This is a genomic window from Blastomonas sp. 34TW (genome assembly GCF_059803595.1).
Genome location: NZ_JAPFGW010000019.1, coordinates 11586 through 31428 on the forward strand (window position 1 = coordinate 11586; position 19843 = coordinate 31428).

General features: G+C 66.9%; 21 protein-coding genes. 20 read left to right on the forward strand and 1 reads right to left on the reverse strand.

Annotated features, from left to right (window positions below; all coding sequences use genetic code 11):
- Positions 1-7 precede the first annotated feature (7 nt).
- Genes cobN through cobJ form a run of 5 tightly spaced genes read left to right on the forward strand, consistent with a single transcriptional unit; the run spans position 8 to position 6582 of the window.
- A complete protein-coding gene (cobN, locus tag OPU69_RS18035) occupies positions 8-3292 on the forward strand; it encodes a cobaltochelatase subunit CobN (protein ID WP_490337282.1) in 3285 nt (1094 codons plus the stop codon).
- Entirely contained in the window at positions 3289-4434 is a 1146-nt protein-coding gene (locus tag OPU69_RS18040) for a ferredoxin-like domain-containing protein (protein ID WP_011444003.1), read from the forward strand. Before cobN ends, OPU69_RS18040 begins: the two co-directional genes overlap by 4 nt.
- Positions 4434-5063 (forward strand): precorrin-8X methylmutase, encoded by a 630-nt coding sequence (locus OPU69_RS18045; RefSeq protein WP_011444002.1) that lies wholly within the window; start codon positions 4434-4436, stop codon positions 5061-5063. The genes OPU69_RS18040 and OPU69_RS18045 overlap by 1 nt, the downstream gene beginning before the upstream one ends.
- Positions 5060-5797: a precorrin-2 C(20)-methyltransferase gene (gene cobI, locus OPU69_RS18050; protein WP_053556447.1), complete on the forward strand. Its 738-nt coding sequence runs from the start codon at positions 5060-5062 to the stop codon at positions 5795-5797. Before OPU69_RS18045 ends, cobI begins: the two co-directional genes overlap by 4 nt.
- 11 nt (positions 5798-5808) lie before the next feature.
- Positions 5809-6582, forward strand: a complete 774-nt coding sequence (gene cobJ, locus OPU69_RS18055) for a precorrin-3B C(17)-methyltransferase (RefSeq protein WP_041549922.1) — start codon at positions 5809-5811, stop codon at positions 6580-6582.
- Here cobJ and OPU69_RS18060 read toward each other — a convergent pair.
- Positions 6546-7307 carry a cobalt-precorrin-6A reductase gene (locus OPU69_RS18060; protein ID WP_011443999.1) on the reverse strand — a complete coding sequence of 254 codons (762 nt, stop codon included), beginning with the start codon at positions 7305-7307 and terminating at the stop codon, positions 6546-6548. The two genes, cobJ and OPU69_RS18060, sit on opposite strands and share 37 nt — an antisense overlap.
- Positions 7308-7314: 7 nt before the next feature.
- Between OPU69_RS18060 and OPU69_RS18065 the strand changes: the two genes are divergently transcribed.
- From OPU69_RS18065 to cobU, 15 genes are read left to right on the forward strand one after another with little or no spacing between them, the layout of a single operon-like run.
- Entirely contained in the window at positions 7315-8514 is a 1200-nt protein-coding gene (locus OPU69_RS18065; protein WP_011443998.1) for a bifunctional cobalt-precorrin-7 (C(5))-methyltransferase/cobalt-precorrin-6B (C(15))-methyltransferase, read from the forward strand.
- A complete protein-coding gene (locus tag OPU69_RS18070; RefSeq protein WP_011443997.1) occupies positions 8511-8891 on the forward strand; it encodes a cobalamin biosynthesis protein in 381 nt (126 codons plus the stop codon). Before OPU69_RS18065 ends, OPU69_RS18070 begins: the two co-directional genes overlap by 4 nt.
- Positions 8888-9673 (forward strand): precorrin-4 C(11)-methyltransferase, encoded by a 786-nt coding sequence (cobM, locus tag OPU69_RS18075; protein ID WP_011443996.1) that lies wholly within the window; start codon positions 8888-8890, stop codon positions 9671-9673. The genes OPU69_RS18070 and cobM overlap by 4 nt, the downstream gene beginning before the upstream one ends.
- The gene (locus OPU69_RS18080; RefSeq protein ID WP_011443995.1) at positions 9670-11004 is read left to right on the forward strand and encodes a cobyrinic acid a,c-diamide synthase CobB; all 1335 of its coding nucleotides are present in this window, start codon (positions 9670-9672) and stop codon (positions 11002-11004) included. Before cobM ends, OPU69_RS18080 begins: the two co-directional genes overlap by 4 nt.
- Positions 11001-11765, forward strand: coding sequence for a precorrin-6A synthase (deacetylating) (gene cobF, locus OPU69_RS18085; RefSeq protein ID WP_011443994.1), 765 nt, complete (start codon positions 11001-11003; stop codon positions 11763-11765). The genes OPU69_RS18080 and cobF overlap by 4 nt, the downstream gene beginning before the upstream one ends.
- Positions 11755-12381: a cob(I)yrinic acid a,c-diamide adenosyltransferase gene (cobO, locus tag OPU69_RS18090; protein ID WP_011443993.1), complete on the forward strand. Its 627-nt coding sequence runs from the start codon at positions 11755-11757 to the stop codon at positions 12379-12381. Before cobF ends, cobO begins: the two co-directional genes overlap by 11 nt.
- A gap of 32 nt (positions 12382-12413) precedes the next feature.
- Complete coding sequence (gene bluB / locus OPU69_RS18095) at positions 12414-13043, forward strand: 5,6-dimethylbenzimidazole synthase (protein WP_041549918.1); 630 nt, start codon at positions 12414-12416, stop codon at positions 13041-13043.
- Between the two features lie 25 nt (positions 13044-13068).
- Positions 13069-13476, forward strand: coding sequence for a DUF1636 domain-containing protein (locus OPU69_RS18100; RefSeq protein ID WP_011443991.1), 408 nt, complete (start codon positions 13069-13071; stop codon positions 13474-13476).
- Positions 13473-14489: a nicotinate-nucleotide--dimethylbenzimidazole phosphoribosyltransferase gene (gene cobT, locus OPU69_RS18105; protein WP_011443990.1), complete on the forward strand. Its 1017-nt coding sequence runs from the start codon at positions 13473-13475 to the stop codon at positions 14487-14489. The genes OPU69_RS18100 and cobT overlap by 4 nt, the downstream gene beginning before the upstream one ends.
- On the forward strand, positions 14486-15055 hold the full coding sequence (locus tag OPU69_RS18110) for a histidine phosphatase family protein (protein WP_053556446.1): 570 nt from the start codon (positions 14486-14488) through the stop codon (positions 15053-15055). The genes cobT and OPU69_RS18110 overlap by 4 nt, the downstream gene beginning before the upstream one ends.
- The gene (locus OPU69_RS18115) at positions 15052-15792 is read left to right on the forward strand and encodes an adenosylcobinamide-GDP ribazoletransferase (protein ID WP_011443988.1); all 741 of its coding nucleotides are present in this window, start codon (positions 15052-15054) and stop codon (positions 15790-15792) included. Before OPU69_RS18110 ends, OPU69_RS18115 begins: the two co-directional genes overlap by 4 nt.
- Positions 15789-16772 carry a threonine-phosphate decarboxylase CobD gene (gene cobD, locus OPU69_RS18120; protein WP_011443987.1) on the forward strand — a complete coding sequence of 328 codons (984 nt, stop codon included), beginning with the start codon at positions 15789-15791 and terminating at the stop codon, positions 16770-16772. Before OPU69_RS18115 ends, cobD begins: the two co-directional genes overlap by 4 nt.
- A complete protein-coding gene (cbiB, locus tag OPU69_RS18125; protein ID WP_011443986.1) occupies positions 16765-17715 on the forward strand; it encodes an adenosylcobinamide-phosphate synthase CbiB in 951 nt (316 codons plus the stop codon). Before cobD ends, cbiB begins: the two co-directional genes overlap by 8 nt.
- Positions 17703-19190 (forward strand): cobyric acid synthase, encoded by a 1488-nt coding sequence (locus OPU69_RS18130; protein ID WP_041549915.1) that lies wholly within the window; start codon positions 17703-17705, stop codon positions 19188-19190. The genes cbiB and OPU69_RS18130 overlap by 13 nt, the downstream gene beginning before the upstream one ends.
- Positions 19187-19714, forward strand: a complete 528-nt coding sequence (gene cobU / locus OPU69_RS18135; RefSeq protein WP_011443984.1) for a bifunctional adenosylcobinamide kinase/adenosylcobinamide-phosphate guanylyltransferase — start codon at positions 19187-19189, stop codon at positions 19712-19714. The genes OPU69_RS18130 and cobU overlap by 4 nt, the downstream gene beginning before the upstream one ends.
- Positions 19715-19843 lie beyond the last annotated feature (129 nt).

Here is a 19843-nt window from a genome sequence, read left to right on the forward strand (position 1 = left end):
GCGGGCCATGCACGTCATTTTCCGCGAAACGCACGGGATGGAGGAAACCGCCGTCCCGCAGGATCTGGGGCAAGAGCCCGCGGATCTTGTGGTCCTGTCCTTTTCGGACAGCGATCTGGGGGCGTTCGCGGCGGCATGGCATCAGGCCCGTGCAGACGATGCGACATTTCCTTCGCTGCGGCTCGCCAATCTGGCGGCGCTGATGCATCCGCTGTCGGTCGACACGTATGCCGAGCGGACGCTGTCGGGCGCAAAGGCGATCCTGATCCGGCTGATCGGCGGCACGCCCTATTGGAGCTACGGGCTGCAACAGGTCGAGGCGCTGGCCCGGTCGCGCGGGATCGTGCTGGCCGTGCTGCCCGGCGACGGCTTTGAGGATGCGCGGCTGGATGCGGCCTCGACCGTGCCGGTGACCGCGTTGCGCGAACTTGCGCAGTGGTGCGATGCTGGCGGTGCAAGGGCGGCGCAGGCGGCGCTTGCCGCGCTGTCGCAGCTGGCGGGGCTGATTGATGCCCCCGCCCGGACATTCGATCCGCTGCTGATGGCGGGAGGCTGGCATCCCGGCCGGGGCGTGATCGATCTTGAAGCCTTTGCGCGCGATCCCGCAAGGCCGCTGGTCCTGATCGTGTTCTATCGTTCTTACCTGACCGCCCACGATCTGGACCCGTTTGCCGCCCTGCATACCGCGTTCGAGCAGCGCGGTTTCGATGCATTGTCGATCTTCGTCCCCTCGCTGAAAGCCCCGCAGGTGCGCGAACAGGTGGACCGCTGGGTGCGCGGGCTTGGCCCGGCAGCGATCATCAACGCTACCGCTTTTTCCGCGCGGGGCGATGACGGCGCCACCCCGCTTGATGGCGCGGGCGTTCCCGTGTTTCAGCTGGCGCTGGCCACGTCCGGGCGCGCGGGATGGGCAGCGGCTTCGCGCGGGCTTTCCCCGGCAGACCTTGCCATGCACGTGGTCTTGCCCGAAATTGACGGGCGGGTGTTTGCAGGCGTCGCCAGCTTCAAGGAGGCGGGGACGCGCGATCCCGCGCTTGGCTTTGCCCGCACCATCCATCGCGCCGATGCAGGCCGGGTTGGGGCGATCACCGCGCGGGTGGCGGGCTGGATCGCACTTGCCCAAACGCCGGTTGCAGAACGGCGGGTTGCGCTGGTCCTGTCTACTTATCCCGGCAAGACATACCAGATGGCCCACGCCGTGGGGCTGGATGCGCTGGCTTCTGCCGAGGCGATCCTGGCCGATCTGGCCGAGGCGGGATATGCCACTGACGCGCAGGCCGGACTGGCAGCGCTCCTTCAATGCACACATCAGCACTGGCCGATGGCAGAGTACCGCAAGGCTTTGGCAGCACTGCCCGATACCCTGCGCGCTGAACTTTTCGCCGCATGGGGCGAGCCGGAAGCCGATGCTGCCGCCGCCGATGGCGCGTTCCGTTTTGCCGCGCTGCCCATCGGCAACGCGCTGGTAGCCTTGCAGCCCGAACGCGGCGAACGCGCCCATCGCGACGGCGACTATCACGACCTGTCCCGCTGCCCGCGCCATGGCTATGTGGCGTTCTACCTGTGGCTGCGCCAGCGAAGCGTGGACGCGCTGGTGCATATCGGCGCACATGGCACACTGGAATGGCTGCCGGGCAAATCAGTCGCGCTGTCCGATGCTTGCTGGCCCGAGGCGCTGACCGGCGCGATGCCGGTGATCTATCCGTTCATCGTCAACGATCCCGGCGAAGCGGCGCAGGCCAAGCGCCGGATCAGCGCGGTTACGATCGGGCACGTTCCCCCGCCACTGGTGCAAACGCAAAGCGGTGCGGGGCTGGCCCGGATCGAGGCGCTGCTGGATGAATTCTCCAACGCTGGCGGGCTGGACCCGGCCCGCCGCGACCGTCTGCAAGTGAACATCCGCGACGAAGCGCGCGTGCTGGGACTTGAGGCGGAACTGGGCCTTGATGACGCGGCCACGCTGGTCGAGGCGATCACCCGGATCGACCGCTTCGTTTGCGATGTAAAGGACAGCCAGTTCGGTGACGGGCTGCATGTGTTCGGGCGGGGAGATCAGGGCGCAGCCGAGCGGGCCGGATTGCTGGCGGCACTCGACGGACGCCGCGTTCCGCCCGGTCCCTCCGGCTCCCCCTTTCGCGGGCGCAGCGATGTGCTGCCAACCGGGCGAAACCTTTATGCGATAGACCCGCGCGCCGTGCCTTCACGCGCGGCCCATGCCCAAGGGGTGACACTGGCAGAGGAGCTGATCCGGCGGCATCTGCAGGATCACGGCGATTATCCGCGCGGGCTGGTGGTCGATCTGTGGGGATCGGCCACGATGCGCACGGCGGGCGAGGAATTCGCCATGGCGCTGCACCTGCTGGGCGCAAAGCCGCTGTGGGACACCGCGTCCGAACGGGTAACAGGCATCGAAATCCTGCCGCTGGCGCTGCTGGACCGGCCGCGTATCGATGTGACGTTGCGGATTTCCGGCCTGTTCCGCGATGCCTTTCCTGCGCTGCCGATACTGTTTGGCCAAGCGGTGCGCGCGCTGTGTTTGCGCGATGAACCGGCGGACTGGAACCCGTTTGCAGGGCAGGCTGCGGCACCGCGCGTCTATGGCCCGGCCCCCGGCAGCTATGGACTGGGTCTTGGCGATGCAGCCGAGGTCTATACTGAAGCGGCCCGGCGCGCTGCTGGTGAGGCATGGCTGGCGGCATCGGACCATGCGTTTGACGCAGCCTCCGATGCGATCGGAACCTTTGCCGATCCTGACGGCCTGCGCCAGCGTGTTGAAGGAGCGGACGCCTTTGTCCATCTTCAGGACTTGCCCGAAACCGATCTGCTGCTGGCCGCCGATTATGCCGCGCACGAGGCGGGCTTTGCCGCTGCCAAGGCGCTGATCGGTGGTTCGGCGGCGCTCTACCACCTCGACAATCGCGATCCGGGGCGCACCGTTGCGCGCACCCTGACCGAAGAGATCGCCCGCGTGGTCCGCGCCCGCGCGGCGCACCCAGGCTGGGTGGCGGGCATGATGCGGCACGGCTTTCGCGGGGGGGCAGAACTGGCCGCGACGCTGGACCATATGGGTGCCTTTGCGCACCTTTCAGGCAGCGTACCGCCGCATCTGTTCGACCTTTATCACGACGCGACACTGGGCCAGACCGATGTTCGCGCATTTCTTGAACGCGAGAATCCGGCTGCGCTGGCGGCGATGGAAGCCCGCTTTGCCGCGCTCCATGCCGCCGGGCTGTGGCAGACCCGGCGCAATTCCATCCTCGCCAGCCTGCCAAGGCTTGAGGACAGGGCATGAGCAGTTTTGCGGTGAAGGGCTGGTGCCCCGATGCCTGGCACCCGATGATGGCGGGCGACGGGCTGCTGGTGCGGGTAAAGCCTCGGCTTGGCCGCCTGACGCGGGCGCAAGTGCTGGGCCTGTGCGATGCCGCCGTGGTGCACGGCAATGGCCTGATCGACATGACCGCCCGCGCCAATCTCCAGCTTCGCGGGGTGCCTGAAACTGGCTGGCAGGCGCTGCTCGACCGGTTGCTGGTGCTGGATCTGGTGGACCCTGACCCTGTCATCGAACAGCGGCGCAACATTCTGGTCGCGCCGGATTGGCGGGTCGGTGATGACAGCCATCGCATTGCGGGCGCGTTGCTGACCCGGCTGGATGAGTTGCCCGATCTGCTCGGTAAAGTGGGCTTTGCCATCGATGCCGGTCAGACCTGCATTCTGGGTGGCGAGGCGGGCGATTTCCGCATTGAGCGCGGCGGCGATGGCGGTCTGATCCTGCGCGCCGATGGCCGCGCCACCGGTATGGCGGTTGCTGCTGGCAGGGAAGTGGACGCGCTGATCGCGCTCGCCCACTGGTTTGCGGCCAGCGGCGGCGCGAAAGCGGGGCGCATGGCGCGACACCGGCTGGTCCTGCCCGAATGGGCCTGTGGCGACATTCTGCCCGCGCCGTCGGCTGCTTGCATCGTGCCGGGCCTTCATGATCTGGGCCTCCGTGATGGGAGTTGGGCCTATGGCTTGCCGTTTGGCCGGATAGAGGCGCGGATACTGGCCGGGATGGTGGAAGCATCGCCCGCCGCAGCGGTGCGGATCACGCCGTGGCGTGTGCTGCTGGTGGAAGGCGCGCCTGCCGTTTGCGCCGGTGGGCTGATCGATAATCCTGCCGACCCGCTGCTGCATGTCGATGCTTGCCCCGGCGCGCCCTGCTGCCCGCAGGCCTCGGTTGAAACCCGCGATCTTGCCCGCCGCCTTGCACCGCATGTCGCCGGGCGGCTGCATGTTTCGGGCTGTGCCAAGGGCTGCGCCCGCCAGCGCGCCGCCGATGTCACGCTGACCGGCCGCGATGGCCTGTTCGATCTTTCCCTGAACGCACCCGCCGGTGCGTTGCCAGTTCGCTCTGCGCTCAGCCCAGCCGAGCTTCTCGCCCATTTCGGAGCCGCTTGATGCCCCATATCTATGAAACCGATGGCGCGGCCATCTATCGCCAGTCTTTCGCCATGATCCGCGCCGAAGCCGATCTGGCGCCCTTTTTCGCTGATGAGGAACCGGTGGCGGTGCGCATGATCCACGCCGCCGGGATGGTGGACCTTGCCGCGCATATCCGCTTCTCACCCGGCTTTGCCAGTGCGGCGCGGGCGGCGCTGGCCGCTGGCGCGCCGGTGCTGTGCGATGCGCGGATGGTGTCCGAAGGGATCACCCGTGCGCGGCTGCCTGCTGATAATCAGATCATCTGCACCCTGAATGCGCCGCAAGTGCCCGACATGGCGCGGGCAATGGGTAACACCCGCTCTGCCGCCGCACTGGAACTGTGGCGGCCGCATCTGGCAGGCGCGGTGGTGGCCATCGGCAACGCGCCAACCGCGCTGTTCCATCTGCTGAATATGCTGGAAGATCCCGATTGCCCGCGCCCTGCGGCGGTCATCGGCTGTCCGGTGGGCTTTGTCGGCGCGGCCGAATCGAAGGCCGCGTTATGGGCCGCGCCGCCGGTGCCGTGCTGCATCGTTGAAGGGCGGCTGGGCGGCAGCGCGATCACGGTTGCTGCGATCAACGCTTTGGCGAGCGGCACCGAATGAGCGCGGCCCTTTCCTGCGGGACGATCCACGGCGTGGGTTTGGGTCCGGGTGCGCCCGATCTGTTGAGCGTTCGCACTGACCGGCTGGTGCGTGGCGCCCGCCACGTGGCCTATTTCCGCAAGGCCGGGCGACCAGGACAGGCGCGGCGGATTGTCGAAGGAATGCTGCGCCCCGACGTGATCGAAATCCCGATGGAATATCCGGTGACGACCGAGATTCCGTTATCCGACCCGCGCTACAACGACTGTCTTTCCGCTTTCTATGCCGAATGCACGCAGCGATTGGTCATGCTGGCGCAGGCAGGCGAAGACGTGGTCGTGCTGTGTGAGGGCGATCCGTTTTTCTACGGTTCATTCATGCATTTGCACACCCGGCTGGCGGGCACGGTTCCGGTGGCAGTGGTTCCGGGTATCACCGGCATGGCCGGGGCGTGGAACGCAACCGGCATCCCGATCACCTGGGGCGACGATGTGCTGACCATCGCGATGGCGACCCTGCCCGAGGATGAACTGGTGCGACGCATCCGCGATACAGATGCGCTGGTGGTGATGAAGATCGGGCGCAACCTGCCCAAACTGCGCCGCGCGGTGGCCGCTGCCGGGCGCGAGGATGCGGCATGGCTGGTCGAACATGCCGCCATGCCAGGTCAGCGGGTCACGCGGCTGATCGAGGCCGAAACGGTCACGCCCTATTTCTCGATCCTGCTGATTCACGGCCAGGGGCGCCGGCCATGAGTGCCGGGGCCATGAGCGGCTGGCTGGCCATCGCCGGTCTGGGGCCGGGCGACGAGGCGCTGATTACGCCCGAAGTCACCGCCGCTCTGGCCGGGGCAAGCGATGTCATCGGCTATATTCCCTATGTCGCCCGGATCGCCCCGCGCGCCGGGCTGACACTGCATCCGTCCGATAACCGGGTGGAGCTGGACCGGGCCGCCCATGCGCTGGAGCTCGCGGCGCAGGGGCGGCGCGTGGTGGTGGTATCATCGGGCGATCCGGGCGTTTTCGCGATGGCCGCCGCCGTGTTCGAGGCGCTGGAGGCAGGCCCGGCCCACTGGCGCGATCTCGACATCCGGGTGCTGCCCGGCATCACCGCGATGCTGGCCGCCAGCGCGCGGGCGGGGGCGCCGCTGGGTCATGATTTTTGCGCGATCAATCTGTCGGACAATCTCAAGCCGTGGAATTTGATCGAAAAACGGTTGCGGCTGGCGGCAGAGGCGGACTTTGCCATGGCCTTCTACAACCCGAGGTCAAAAGCCCGGCCCGAAGGTTTCGAACGTGTGCTGGAATTGCTGCGCGAAGTGTGCGGCCCGGATCGCCCGATCTTGTTCGCCCGCGCCGTATCGACGCCCGACGAGCAATTGCGGATCGTACCGCTGGGTCAGGCCCGTGCAGACATGGCCGACATGCGGACCATGGTGATCGTCGGATCAAGCCTGACGCGGATCATCGAACGGACAAGTGGGCGAAAGCTCGGTCCGATCCTCTACACGTCGCGTTCGGCCTTGGGTTCGGCGTCATGACCCAGCCAGACCAGTACATCTTCCGGGCGATAGCATTCGGCCCGGCCCGGAACGGCAGGGCGATCAATCATCAGGACCGGCAGGCCCAGATCCCGTGCGGCGATCAGCTTGGCCTCTGCGCCTTGCCCGCCAGCGTTCTTGCACACCACCAGATCGATGGCGTGCGCCTCCATCAATGCGCTGTCGCCTGTGGCGGTGAACGGCCCGCGATCGACGATCAGGGTGTGATGGGGCAAGCCCGGCGGCTGGTCTGGCGCATCGACAAAGCGCAACAGATAATGATGCTGCGGCTGGGCAGCGAAGGCTGCCACATGCATCCGGCCCAGCGCCAGCATTACGCGGCGGGAGTGCCCGGCCAGCGCTGCCACCGCACCGTCGATGCTGGCAACGCGGGTCCAGCGGTCTCCGGCGACCGGTTGCCACGCCCGGCGGGTCAGCGCTACATGAGGCACTCCGGCCAGGCGGGCCGCCTCCACGGCATGGCTGCTCATCGTTGCGGCAAAGGGGTGGGTCGCGTCCACCAGATGAGTCACGCGGTGGTGGCGCAGATAATCGGCCAGCCCCGCCACACCGCCGAACCCGCCGACACGCACCGGCACCGGTTGAGCGCGGGGGTTTTCGGTCCGTCCGGCATAGCTGAGCGTCGTCGCAATGCCCCGCGCGCCAAGCAGGCGGGCAAGCGCGCTGGCCTCTGTCGTGCCGCCCAGCAGGAGGACGTTGGGCATGGCTGATATGGCTCCTGAAGCGTGGTTGACGATCATCGGCATTGGCGAGGACGGGCCGGACGGCCTTTCCGCCGCCGCCCGCACGGCGCTGGCGCAGGCCGGACTGGTCATGGGACCGGCACGGCACCTGTCGCTGCTGCCCGCGATTACCTGTACCATGATCGAATGGCCAGTACCCTTTGCCGATGGCATTGCCCTGCTGATGCAACATCGCGGGCAGCGGGTGGTGATGCTGGCATCGGGCGATCCGTTCTGGTTCGGGGCGGGAAGCAGTGTGGCGCGCCTGCTTGATCCGGGCGAATGGGTGGCGATCCCCGCGCCTTCCACTTTCACGCTGGCGGTTGCGCGGCTGGGCTGGCCGGTTCAGGATGTGGCCTGTCTTGGCCTCCATGCCGCGCCGTTAGATCGGCTCAAGCCCCACCTGGCACCAGGGCGGCGCGTCATTGCACTGTTGCGCGATGGCGCGGCGGTGGCCGCGCTGGCGGACTATCTGACCGGCCAAGGCTTTGGCGCGTCAGCGTTGCATGTGATGGAAGCGCTGGGCGGGCCGCGCGAACGGGTTCGCACCGCGCGCGCCGAGGGGCTGTCTTTCACCGACATCGCCCATCCGGTAGCGGCCGGGATCGAGTGTGCCGGGCATGGCCCGTCCTTGCCGCTGACGGCGGGCCGACCGGACCACTGGTTTGCGTCCGACGGGCAGTTGACCAAGCGTCCGGTACGCGCGCTGACGCTATCGGCGCTGGCCCCGTGTGCGGGTGAGCTGCTGTGGGATATTGGCGCGGGATCGGGATCGATCGGGATCGAATGGCTGCTGGCCCACCTGGCCAACCGGGCCTGTGCGATAGAGGCGGATCCGGTGCGCGCGGACCGTGTGCGGGCCAACGCCGCTGCGCTGGGCGTTGATCGGCTGAAAGTTGTCGTCGGGATTGCGCCGGATGCCCTGCCACCGGGACCATTGCCCGATGCGGTGTTCATCGGCGGTGGTTTATCGGAAGCCTTGCTGGACACGCTATGGGCACGTTTGCCCGCCGGAACGCGGCTGGTGACCAATGCGGTGACGCTGGAATCAGAAGCGCTGCTAGCCCGGTGGCATGGCCAGAAGGGCGGGAGCCTCCTGCGCATCGAACTGGCCGACGCCGCACCGCTGGGCAACCGGCACGGCTGGCGCGCGCGCTATCCGGTGGTGCAATGGAGCGTGACGCTGTGATCATCGCCGGGTTCGGCTTTCGGTCAGGCGTCGGCCTGCCTTCGCTGCGCGCGGCGTTCGCGCTGGCGGAGCAGGGGCAACCGCCGGTGACGCATCTGGCCACGGCGCAAGACAAGCTCGCAGCGCTGCTCCCTCTGGCCGAAGCGCTGGGCCTGCCGCTGATGGGCGTGGCGTCCGATGCACTGGCTGCCGTTTCCACCCCCACGCGCTCCATCGCCAGCCTGAACGCTCGTCACGTCGGCAGCGTGGCCGAAGCGTCCGCGCTTGCCGCTGCTGGCGCGGGTGCGCGCCTGCTGTCGCCGCGCCACATCTCCCCCGATCGCATGGCGACGTGCGCCATTGCTGCCAGTGTCAACCTTCAGGGAACCCCGACATGACCGTCCACTTCATTGGCGCCGGTCCCGGCGCGCCCGATCTTCTCACTTTGCGCGGACGCGATCTGATCGCGGGCAGCCCGGTGTGCCTTTATGCCGGGTCGCTGATCCCGGTCGCCGTGCTGGATCATTGCCCGCCGGGCGCCCGGATCGTGAACACCGCGCCGCTGGAACTGGACCAGATCATGGCCGAAATCGCCGCCGCCCATGCCGCCGGGCACGATGTGGCGCGGCTGCATTCGGGCGATCTTTCGGTGTGGTCTGCCATGGGCGAGCAGTTGCGCCGCCTGCGCGCGCTGGACATTCCCTTTACGATCACACCCGGCGTCCCGGCTTTCGCCGCCGCCGCCGCTGCGCTGGAGGCAGAGCTGACCCTGCCCGCGCTGGCGCAATCGCTGGTGCTGACCCGCACACCGGGCCGCGCCAGCACGATGCCGCCCGCCGAAAGCCTGGCCAACTTTGCCGTGACCGGCGCGACGCTGGCCATTCACCTTTCGGTTCACAATCTGGCGCAAGTGGTGGCGGACCTGACGCCGGCCTATGGCGCGGATTGCCCCGTCGCGGTGGTCTGGCGCGCCAGTTGGCCCGATCAGCGGATCGTGCGCGCCACGCTCGACACTATTGAACAGGCCATCGCCGGGAGCATGGAGCGCACCGCCCTGATCCTGGTCGGGCGGGTGCTGGCGGCGCAGGATTTTGCCGAAAGCAGCCTCTATGCGCCCGGTTATGATCGCCGGTTCAGGCCGCAGGATGCCACGTCACGTTTTGGCGGTGCGGCCGAATGAGCGCGCGCCACCAGACTCCGGGATTGATGATCGCCGCCCCCGCATCGGGCACAGGCAAGACCACGGTGATGCTGGGCCTGCTGCGCGCCCTGACCGAAGACGGGCTGGCGGTGCAGCCGTTCAAGAGCGGGCCGGACTATATCGACCCGGCGTTTCACCGCGCGGCGAGTGGCAGGCCGTCGTTCAATCTCGATAGCTGGGCGATGGAGGACGATCTGATCGCTGCCATTGCGGCGCAGGCCGGGGGCGCGGACATGGTGCTGGCCGAAGGGTCGATGGGGTTGTTCGATGGCGTGGCCAGCAAGGGTGCGTCGGGCAATGGTGCCAGCGCCGACATGGCCCGCCGGATGGGCTGGCCGATCGTGCTGGTGCTGGATGTGTCGGGGCAGGCGCAGTCCGCCGCCGCCACCGCGCTGGGGTTCAGCAGCCTTGATCCGGGGCTGCCATTTGCCGGGGTGATCCTGAACCGCGTGGCCAGTCCGCGTCATGAACGGCTGGTGCGCAAGGGCATGGAGGCGGTGGGCATTCCGGTGCTGGGCGCCCTGCCAAGGCGCGGCGACCTGACCCTGCCCGAACGCCATCTGGGGCTGGTTCAGGCGGTGGAGCATCCCGACCTTGATCGCGCGATTGCCGAGTTTGCAGCGTTCCTGCGCGCCCATGTCGATCTTGACGTTATTCGCCTTGCCGCTGGTGCCGCACCACAAGCCGACGGCGGCAACCTGCCTGCCCCTCCGGCCCAGCGGATCGCCATGGCGCGCGATGCGGCCTTTTCGTTCGTCTACCCGCATCTGATCGAAGGCTGGCGGCGCGCCGGGGCGGAGATCCTGCCATTCTCGCCGCTGGCCGATGAAGCGCCTGCCGCCCATGCCGATCTGGTGTGGTTGCCCGGCGGCTATCCCGAACTGCACGCCGGGACCATTGCGGCGGCTGCAACATTCCTGTCCGGCCTGCGCTGCCATGCGCAAACGCGGCCCGTGCACGGCGAATGCGGCGGCTATATGGTGCTGGGGCAGGGGTTGATCGACAAGAGCGGAGAACGGCACCGGATGGCCGGGCTGCTGGGGCTTGTCACCAGCCATGCCCAGCGCAAGATGCACCTTGGCTATCGCCATGCCGAACTGCTGGTGCCGGTATCGCGCCTTGCCGCCGGGACCAGGCTGCGCGGGCACGAGTTCCACTATTCAACCATTGCCGAACAGAGCGACGCGCCGCTGGCGCTTGTGACCGATGCCGAAGGCGCGGCGGTGGCCGAAAGCGGATCGCATCGCGGCCATGTCACCGGCAGCTATTTCCACATGATCGCGCCCGCTTCGTGCCGAGATGCCCAATGATCGACCTCCACCTGATCGGTATCGGCACTGGCAACCCCGATCACCTGACAGCGCAGGCTGTCGCGGCGATGAACCGTGCCGACCTGATCCTGTTGCCGCGCAAGGGGCAGGCCAAGTCCGATCTGATCGACCTGCGCCGGGAGATCTGCGCGCAGGTGCTGACGGGGCCAACGCGGATTGTGGAATTTGACTTGCCAGTGCGCGGCAATGGGGCCACTTATCTGGATGACGTCAACGCTTGGCATGATGCCATTGCCGATGCGTGGCGGGTGCAGATCGCCGAACATTTGCCCGGCGGTGGCAAGCTGGCGCTGCTCGTCTGGGGTGATCCCTCGCTGTATGACAGCACCTTGCGCATTGCTGACCGGCTGCGCAGCGCGGGGGTGGAAATCGCCGTGCGGGTGGTGCCGGGCATCACCAGTATTCAGGCGCTGACCGCTGCCCATGCCATGCCGTTGAACCCGCTGGCCGGCCCGGTGACGATCACCACCGGGCGGCTGCTGCGCGCCCATGGCTGGCCTGCCGGAGCCGACACGATTGTCGTGATGCTTGACAGCGGTTGCGCGTTCGAGGGGCTGCAACCGCAAGGCATCACCATCTGGTGGGGCGCTTATCTGGGCATGGCGCACGAGGCGCTGGAACAGGGCCCCCTGGCGCAAGCCGGTCCCCGGATCGCGTTGCGCCGGGCGGAACTGCGCGCGCGCCATGGCTGGATCATGGATGTCTATCTCATGCGAAGGGAATTGGCCGATGGAACCTGAAAACCAAGTAGAAGTTGCAGGCGGCGATGCCCGCCACGCCGAAAAGATGCGCAAGAAGCAGACCGCGCAGGCCAAGATCATGGCCAGCAAGACCCGCGAACAGGGCCTGCTGATCGTCCACACCGGCAAGGGCAAGGGCAAAACCAGCGCGGCGCTGGGCATGGTGGTTCGCGCCATTGGCCACGGCATGAAAGTGGGGGTGGTCCAGTTTGTCAAAGGGGCGATGAAAACGGGTGAAAAGGCCGTGTTCGATGCCTTTCCCGACAATGTCGAATTCAAGCCGATGGGCGAGGGTTTTACCTGGGACACGCAGGACCGCACACGCGATATCGCGGCCGCCCGCGCCGGCTGGGACGAGGTCAAGCGCATGATCGCCGATCCCAGCTATCACATGGTGCTGGCCGACGAACTGAACATCGTGCTGCGGTATGATTATCTGCCGGTCGATGAAGTGGTGGCGGTGCTGACCGCGCGCGACATGATGAAGCACGTTATCGTCACAGGCCGCAACGCCCCCGAGGCGCTGATCGAGGCGGCCGACCTTGTTACCGAAATGACCATGGTCAAGCATCCATTCCGCTCCGGCGTGAAGGCCCAGGCCGGCATTGAATTTTGACCGGGGATCGAGTTCTGAGCGCGGTCCCGCCTGTGTTCGGCGCGGAATTTGCGGAGCAATTCATGCAATTGCTGCGCTGGCGGCGCGATGTCCGGCATTTCGACCGCCGCGCCGTGGGCGAAGCGGACATGCGCGCGCTGCTGGCCTGTGCCTCGCTTGCGCCGTCGGTCGGCAATGCGCAGCCGTGGCGATTTGTGCGGGTGCGGACGCCTGACATCCGCGAGGCGCTGGCCGCCCATGCCGATGGGCAAAGTGCACAAGCGGCGGAGCGTTATGCCGGGCAGGCGCGGCACGATCACTACCTGTCGCTAAAGCTGCACGGCTTGCGTGAAGCGCCCGAACTGATGGCGGTGTTCTGCGATGAACTGCCCGAGGCGGGGCACGGCCTTGGCATTGCCACCATGCCTGAAATGCTGCGATATTCCTGTGTGCTGGCGATCCACAATCTCTGGCTCGCGGCACGGCTGCGCGGCATTGGCCTTGGCTGGGTGTCGATCGTTGATCCGCCTTTGGTTCAGGCCATGCTGGATGTACCCGCGCATTGGTCGCTGATCGCGCTGCTGTGCATTGGCTATCCGGCAGACACATCCGACACACCCGAACTAGAACGGCACGGTTGGCAACCGCGTGAACCGTGGAGCGACCGGGTGTTCGAACGATGATTTTCAATCAAAGGACCAGAAAACCATGCTGATACCCGTGGAGGACGGCCCCGCTATCGTGGCCTGCAACACTTGCCGCCATAGCGCCGATGCGCGTGAGGACTCCGCCGGGACGCGCGGCGGCGCGCAACTGGTGGCGGCGCTGCGACAGGTACAGGAGAGCGACGCGCGCTATGCCGGGGTGGCGGTGCAGGAGATGCCGTGCCTGTTCGCCTGCACCGATTTCTGCACAATCCACCTGCGCGCGCCCGGCAAGGTCGGCTATGTTCTGGGCCGGTTCACGCCGGACGAGGACGCCGCCACCGCCATTCTGGACTATGCGGTCCACTATGCCGCCAGCGAACATGGCCGGGTGCCGTTCAAGCAATGGCCGCAAGGCGTGAAGGGGCATTTCATAACCCGCACCCCGCCGCAGGGCTTCGTTGCGGAATGAGCCGGTTTGCGTCCCTTGCCGCCTTTGAAGCGGCGCTTGAGCGTTTGCCTGTGGCCGATGCGGACGCCATCACCGCTGCGCGGGCGCGGCAGGCCAGCCTGACCAAGCCCGCCGGATCGCTGGGGCGACTGGAAGACATCGCGGTGTTTATGGCCGGATGGCAGGGCACGGCGCAGCCGGTGATCGAACAGGGCCGCGCGGCGATCTTTGCCGGGAATCATGGCTTCGTTGTCCACGGGGTCAGCGCCTTTCCCGCCAGCGTGACTGCCGCGATGGTCGGCAATTTCGCTGCCGGAGGTGCCGCCATCAACGCACTGGCCGGGGCCGCCGGACTTGATCTGCGGGTCATCGCACTCGATCTGGACCGGCCCACGGCGGACTTCACCATCGCTGCGGCAATGGACGAGACGGAGTGCCTTGCTGCACTTGCTGCCGGAGCGGCGGTGGTGGAGCCGGGGCTGCACCTGCTGGTCGTTGGCGAAATGGGCATTGGCAATTCAACCGCCGCCGCCGCGCTTTGCGCGCGCAGTTATGGCGGCAGTCCCGCGCAATGGGCCGGGCCGGGAACGGGCGTTGATGCGGGCGGAATTGCGCGCAAGGTAGCCGTGGTAGAGCGGGCGCTGGCCTTTCATGCCGATGCGCCGGACACCCCGTTTGAAATCCTGCGCCGGTTGGGCGGGCGCGAAATCGCAGGCGTTGCCGGGGCCGTGCTGGAGGCGCGCCGTCTGCGCATCCCGGTGGTGCTGGACGGGTTCATCAGTTGCGCCGCACTGGCGCCGCTGGCCGCCGCCGTTCCGGCGATCACCGATCATTGTCTGGCGGGCCATTGTTCGGCTGAACCGGGGCATATCCGCTTGCTGGAGCATCTGGGCCTTGATCCCCTGCTGTCGCTGGGGATGCGATTGGGCGAAGGCAGCGGCGCGGCGCTGGCCGTGTCGGTAATCCGGGCAGCGCTGGCCACGCACAACGGCATGGCCACTTTTGCGCAGGCCGGGGTGGCAGACGGCCTGTGAGCAGCTTTCCCCTTTATCTCCTGCGCCACGGTGAACCGGAAGGCGCGGGGCGGCTGATTGGTCTTACCGATGCGCCGCCTATTGCCGCCGGTATCGCGGCCTGCGCCGATCAGGCGCGGAATCTGGCGGCTGAAGTGCTGATCGCTTCCGACCTGTCGCGGGCGCGTTTGGCGGGCGAGGCCATTGCCCTTGCGACCGGTGCGCCGCTGTCAATCGATCCGCGCTGGCGCGAACTGGACTTTGGCGCATGGGACGGGATGGCTCCCGGCGATGTAGAAGGCGCGGCACTGGCGCGGTTCTGGGACGATCCCGATGGCCATGCGCCGCCCGGTGGAGAACGCTGGTCGGCGCTGGTGGAACGAGTATCCAGCGCCCTTGGCGATCTGGCCGCGCGGCCGACGCTGATCGTCACGCATGGAGGCGCGATGCGGGCGGCGCTGGCGGTGTTGTGCGGGTTTGACATGCACCAGACGTGGGCCGTTGACCTGCCCTACAATTGCCTGCTGACGTTGCGCGTCTGGCCCGGAGCAACCCCCACGGCACAGATCGCGGGGCTTTATCCGTGAGGGGCTTCATCATCGCCCTGCAATTCCTGACGCGGCTGCCTATGCCAGCTCCACTGCGGACAATCGTCGTGGATGATGCCGCGTTTGCCCGGTCGATGCGCTGGTTTCCCGCTGTAGGCCTGGTTATTGGTGCAGCGGTTGCGGGAGCCGCATGGGCAGGCGCGCTGGTCGATCACCGGCTGGGCGCATTAGCCGCACTGATCGTCTGGGTGGGCGTGACCGGCGCGCTGCACCTTGATGGCCTGGCCGACCTCGCCGATGCCAGCGGCGCGGCGCATAAAGATCGCGAGCGGCTGCTGGCCGTTCTGGCCGATCCCCATGTCGGCAGCTTCGGCGTTGTCGCGATTGTGCTCCAACTGCTGAGCAAGTTGGTGCTGCTGGATATGCTGGTGGATGCACGGGCGTTTGGCGCGCTGGTACTGGTGCCGTTTGCCGCGCGCATCGGCCCGCTGGTGTGGACATGGTGGCTGATGCCGCTGCATCAGGGGCTGGCGGCTCGATTCCGTTCCGCCATCGGCCCGATCGATCTTGCGGGCTGGGCGGCCGCGCTGGCAGCGGCGGCGTGGTTCACTCCGGCGCTGCTTGTCACACCATTGCTCGTTCTGTGGTGGGGGTGGCACGTGCGCCGCGCGTTGGGCGGGATTTCCGGCGATGGCCATGGTGCAGGCATCGAGTTGATCGAAACCGGCTTGCTGCTGAGCGTGGCAATCACGGGCCTATGGATACACACGACATGAACAGCTTCAGTTTTCACGGCGGCAGGTTGGCCGATGCCATGGCGCAGTTCGGCATGGGCAAGGCGCCGTGGATCGACCTGTCCACCGGCATCAATCCGCATGGCTGGCCCGGCGCGGACAATCTGGCAGTGGACTGGCAGGCGCTGCCCGACACCGGCGCGCTGAACGATCTGGAGGCCGCTGCCGCCGCCTGTTTCGGCACTGACCCAGCCCATGTCTGTGCCGTACCAGGCACGGAGATCGGCCTGCGGATGCTGGGTGACATCCTGCCCGGCGCTGCCATCCACGCCCAGCCCAGCTATCGCACCCATGGCGAAATGATTCCCCGCAGCCGCCCCGTAGCCCTGACCGAGCTGACCGGAACGGAGGAGGCGACCATCATCCTTGCCAATCCCAATAACCCCGATGGCCGGATCATGTCGCCTGCCACCCTGCTTGGCTGGCTGGCGGCGCGGCGCGACAGCGCAGCGTGGCTGGTCGTGGACGAAGCCTTTGCCGATGCCGCCCCGCACAGCAGCCTTGCCGCCCATGTGCAGGACGGACAGCGGCTGATTATCTTCCGCTCGTTCGGCAAATTCTTCGGGCTGGCCGGGGTGCGGCTCGGCTTTGTGCTGGGACCGCGCGCGCTGATCGCGCAATATCGGCAGCGGCTGGGCAGTTGGCCGCTATCGGCAGCGGCGCTGGCCATCGGCACAGCGGCATATCAGGATGTGGACTGGACAGCCGCCATGCGGATGGCCTTGCGTGAACAGGCGGATGCGCTGGACGCGGTGCTGGCGCGGCGGGGCTACAGCGCGATAGGTGCTTGCCCGCTGTTCCGGCTGATCGAAACGGACGATGCCGCCGCGCTGTTCGAACGCCTTGCGCGCCATTCCATCCTGACGCGGCCGTTCGATTACGATCCGCGCTGGCTGCGCCTGGGCCTGCCCGCCGACCGACAGGCGCTGGATCGCCTTGATGCGGCGCTGGCTGATGATTGATCTGACTGCTTTCCTGGCCTTGGTGCTCGACGCGGCAGTGGGCTGGCCTCAGCCGCTGTATCGCCGGATCGGCCATCCTGTGGGCATCTTTGCGCGGATTATCGCCGCGCTGGAACGGCGCTGGAATGTCCCCTCGCGTTCCGATGGACAGCGGCGCATGGCCGGGGCGGTCACCGTCCTGATCCTGCTGGGTATGGCGGGCGGTGCGGGCTGGGTGCTGCAAAGTCTGCTCGTGGCAATCGCCGGGCCTTGGGCCTGGCCCCTGATCGCTGTGCTGGCCTGGCCGGGTCTGGCGCAGCGCAGCCTGTACGACCACGTCCGCCTCGTTGCCGATGCGCTGGAGCGGCAGGATCTGCCAGCCGCGCGCGCCACAGTCGGCATGATCGTTGGCCGCGATACAGCCGCGCTTGATGACGCGGGTGTTGCCCGCGCGGCGATCGAGAGTCTGGCGGAAAGTTTCTGCGACGGGGTGGTCGCGCCGTTGTTCTGGCTGCTGGTGCTGGGGCTGCCCGGTATCTGGGCCTATAAGGCGATCAACACCGCCGACAGCATGATTGGGCACCGCGAGGAGCGATGGCGCGCCTATGGTTGGGCTGCGGCCCGCACCGACGATGCGATGAACCTCATTCCAGCGCGCCTGTCGGGATTGCTGATCTGCCTGTGCGGCGGGGGTGGCTGGCGGATATTGTGGCGCGATGCGTCCAGGCACGCCTCGCCCAATGCGGGCTGGCCCGAGGCCGCGATGGCTGGGGCGCTGGGGCTGCGCCTGGCTGGGCCAATCGCTTATGACGGGATTCTTTCGGACAAGCTCTGGATTGGGGAGGGAGACCGCCCGGCCCGGACAGAGGATATTTGGCGCGGATTGGGCATCTACGCCCGTGCATGTCTGTGCCTGTGGTTCATGGCGGCCGGTATTGCAGGAGGTGCAGCATGGGCGCTATAATGCTTCAGGGCACCGGCTCTGATGTGGGCAAATCCGTGCTGGTGGCGGGGCTGTGCCGCGCCCTGGTGCAGCGGGGTTTGCGGGTCTTGCCGTTCAAGCCGCAGAACATGTCGAACAATGCTGCCGTCACCAGCGATGGCGGCGAGATCGGCCGGGCGCAGGCCTTGCAGGCAATCGCCTGCAAGGTGGAGCCGCATACCGACATGAATCCGGTGCTGCTGAAACCGCAGGCCGACCGCACATCGCAACTGATCGTGCATGGTCGGGTGCGCGGCACATTGGGCGCGGGCAATTTTCGGCAGGCACGGGGCGCGCTGCTCGGCGAAGTTCTGGCCAGCTATAACCGGCTCCGCCGGGCGTGCGACATCGTCGTTGTCGAGGGTGCCGGCTCTCCTGCGGAAATCAACCTGCGCGCTGGCGACATCGCCAATATGGGCTTTGCGCGAGCGGCAGGCGTGCCCGTCGTGCTGGTCGGCGATATTGATCGCGGCGGAGTCATTGCCGCCATCGTTGGCACGAGAACGATCATCGACCCCGCCGACACGGCGATGATCCAGGGTTTCATCATCAACAAGTTTCGGGGGGATCCCGCCCTGTTCGCCGATGGCTACGCCCAGATCGAAAGCCTCTCAGGCTGGCGCGGCTTCGGCGTTGTCCCATGGTTGAGCGCGGCGGCGCGGCTCCCCAGCGAGGATGCCGTGGTGCTGGAGAGCGGCAAGGCGCGGGCTGAAAGCCGCAAGCTGATCGCCTGTCCGATCCTGCCGCGCATATCTAATTTCGATGACCTCGATCCGCTGAAGCTCGAACATGGTGTGGACCTGCACATGGTTCCGCCCGGCCAGCCGATCCCGGCAGAGGCCGCACTCATCATCCTGCCCGGGTCAAAGTCGACAATCGCCGATCTGGCCGCTCTGCGTGCAGAGGGCTGGGACATCGATATTTTTGCGCATCACCGGCGCGGCGGGCTGATCCTTGGGCTTTGCGGTGGTTACCAGATGCTCGGCAAAAGCATCGCCGATCCCGATGGGTTTGAAGGTTCGGCCAGCGCTGCCAGCGGCCTTGGCCTGCTTGATGTTGAAACGACCTTGCACGCGCACAAGGCGTTGCGTCCGGTCAGCGGGCTGGCGATGGGCGCGCCATTCCAGGGATATGAAATGCACATGGGGCAAACCAACGGGCCGGATACGGAACAGCCCTTCGCCGTTTTCGCCGATGGCCGCCGCGATGGCGCGATAAATGCGGGCGGCACGGTGTTTGGTTCCTATGTCCACGGCCTGCTGGCTGATGCGGAGCTGCGCCGGGCGCTGCTGTCGCGCATGGATGTAGAAGCCGGGGGCGTGGACTATGGCGCCTCTGTCGAGGCGGCGCTGGACGAGATCGCAGCCGCGCTTGAGGAGCATCTCGATATTGACGCGCTGGTGGCGCTGGCCATGGCGGAGAGACCCGCTTCCGTCCCGGCGGGAGACAGCGCATGAGCAGCGCCTTGTCCCACTTGCTGGTGCTGGGCGGCGCGCGTTCGGGCAAGAGCCGCTATGCGCAAGGCAGGGCAGAGGCCCTGGCGGGTGAACTGATCTATCTGGCCTCAGCCCAGGCCTTCGATGACGAGATGCGCGAGCGGATTGCCCTGCACCGTGCCGATCGTGGGCCGCGCTGGTCAACCGTCGAGGCCCCCCTGGAACTGGCGGAGGCGATCACGGTATATAGCACGCCCGAGACGGTGGTGCTGGTCGATTGCCTGACGCTGTGGGCTTCGAACCTGATGCTGGCGGAACGCGATACGGCTGCCGCTACGGAAGGACTGACGCGCTCGCTTTCAGCCGCACGGGGGCCGGTCATTCTGGTCGCCAACGAAGTGGGTCTGGGCATTGTACCCGACAACGCCCTTGCCAGAAGGTTTCGCGATGTTGCGGGCCGCATCAATCAGGAAATAGCGGCATTGGTTGAAGAGGCAGTCATAATGTTCGCCGGCCTTCCCTTGACGCTGAAACCTAAAGGATGAGCGGCTAGCCATACCACTTGCCACTGTGCAACTCGTGGGGGCAGGTGGTATGGAGCAAAGCCAGATCCAGCGTGTCGGTGAGGCCGCCGGCCATCATTGTGGTGCACAGCTGCCACTAGATGATGTAGC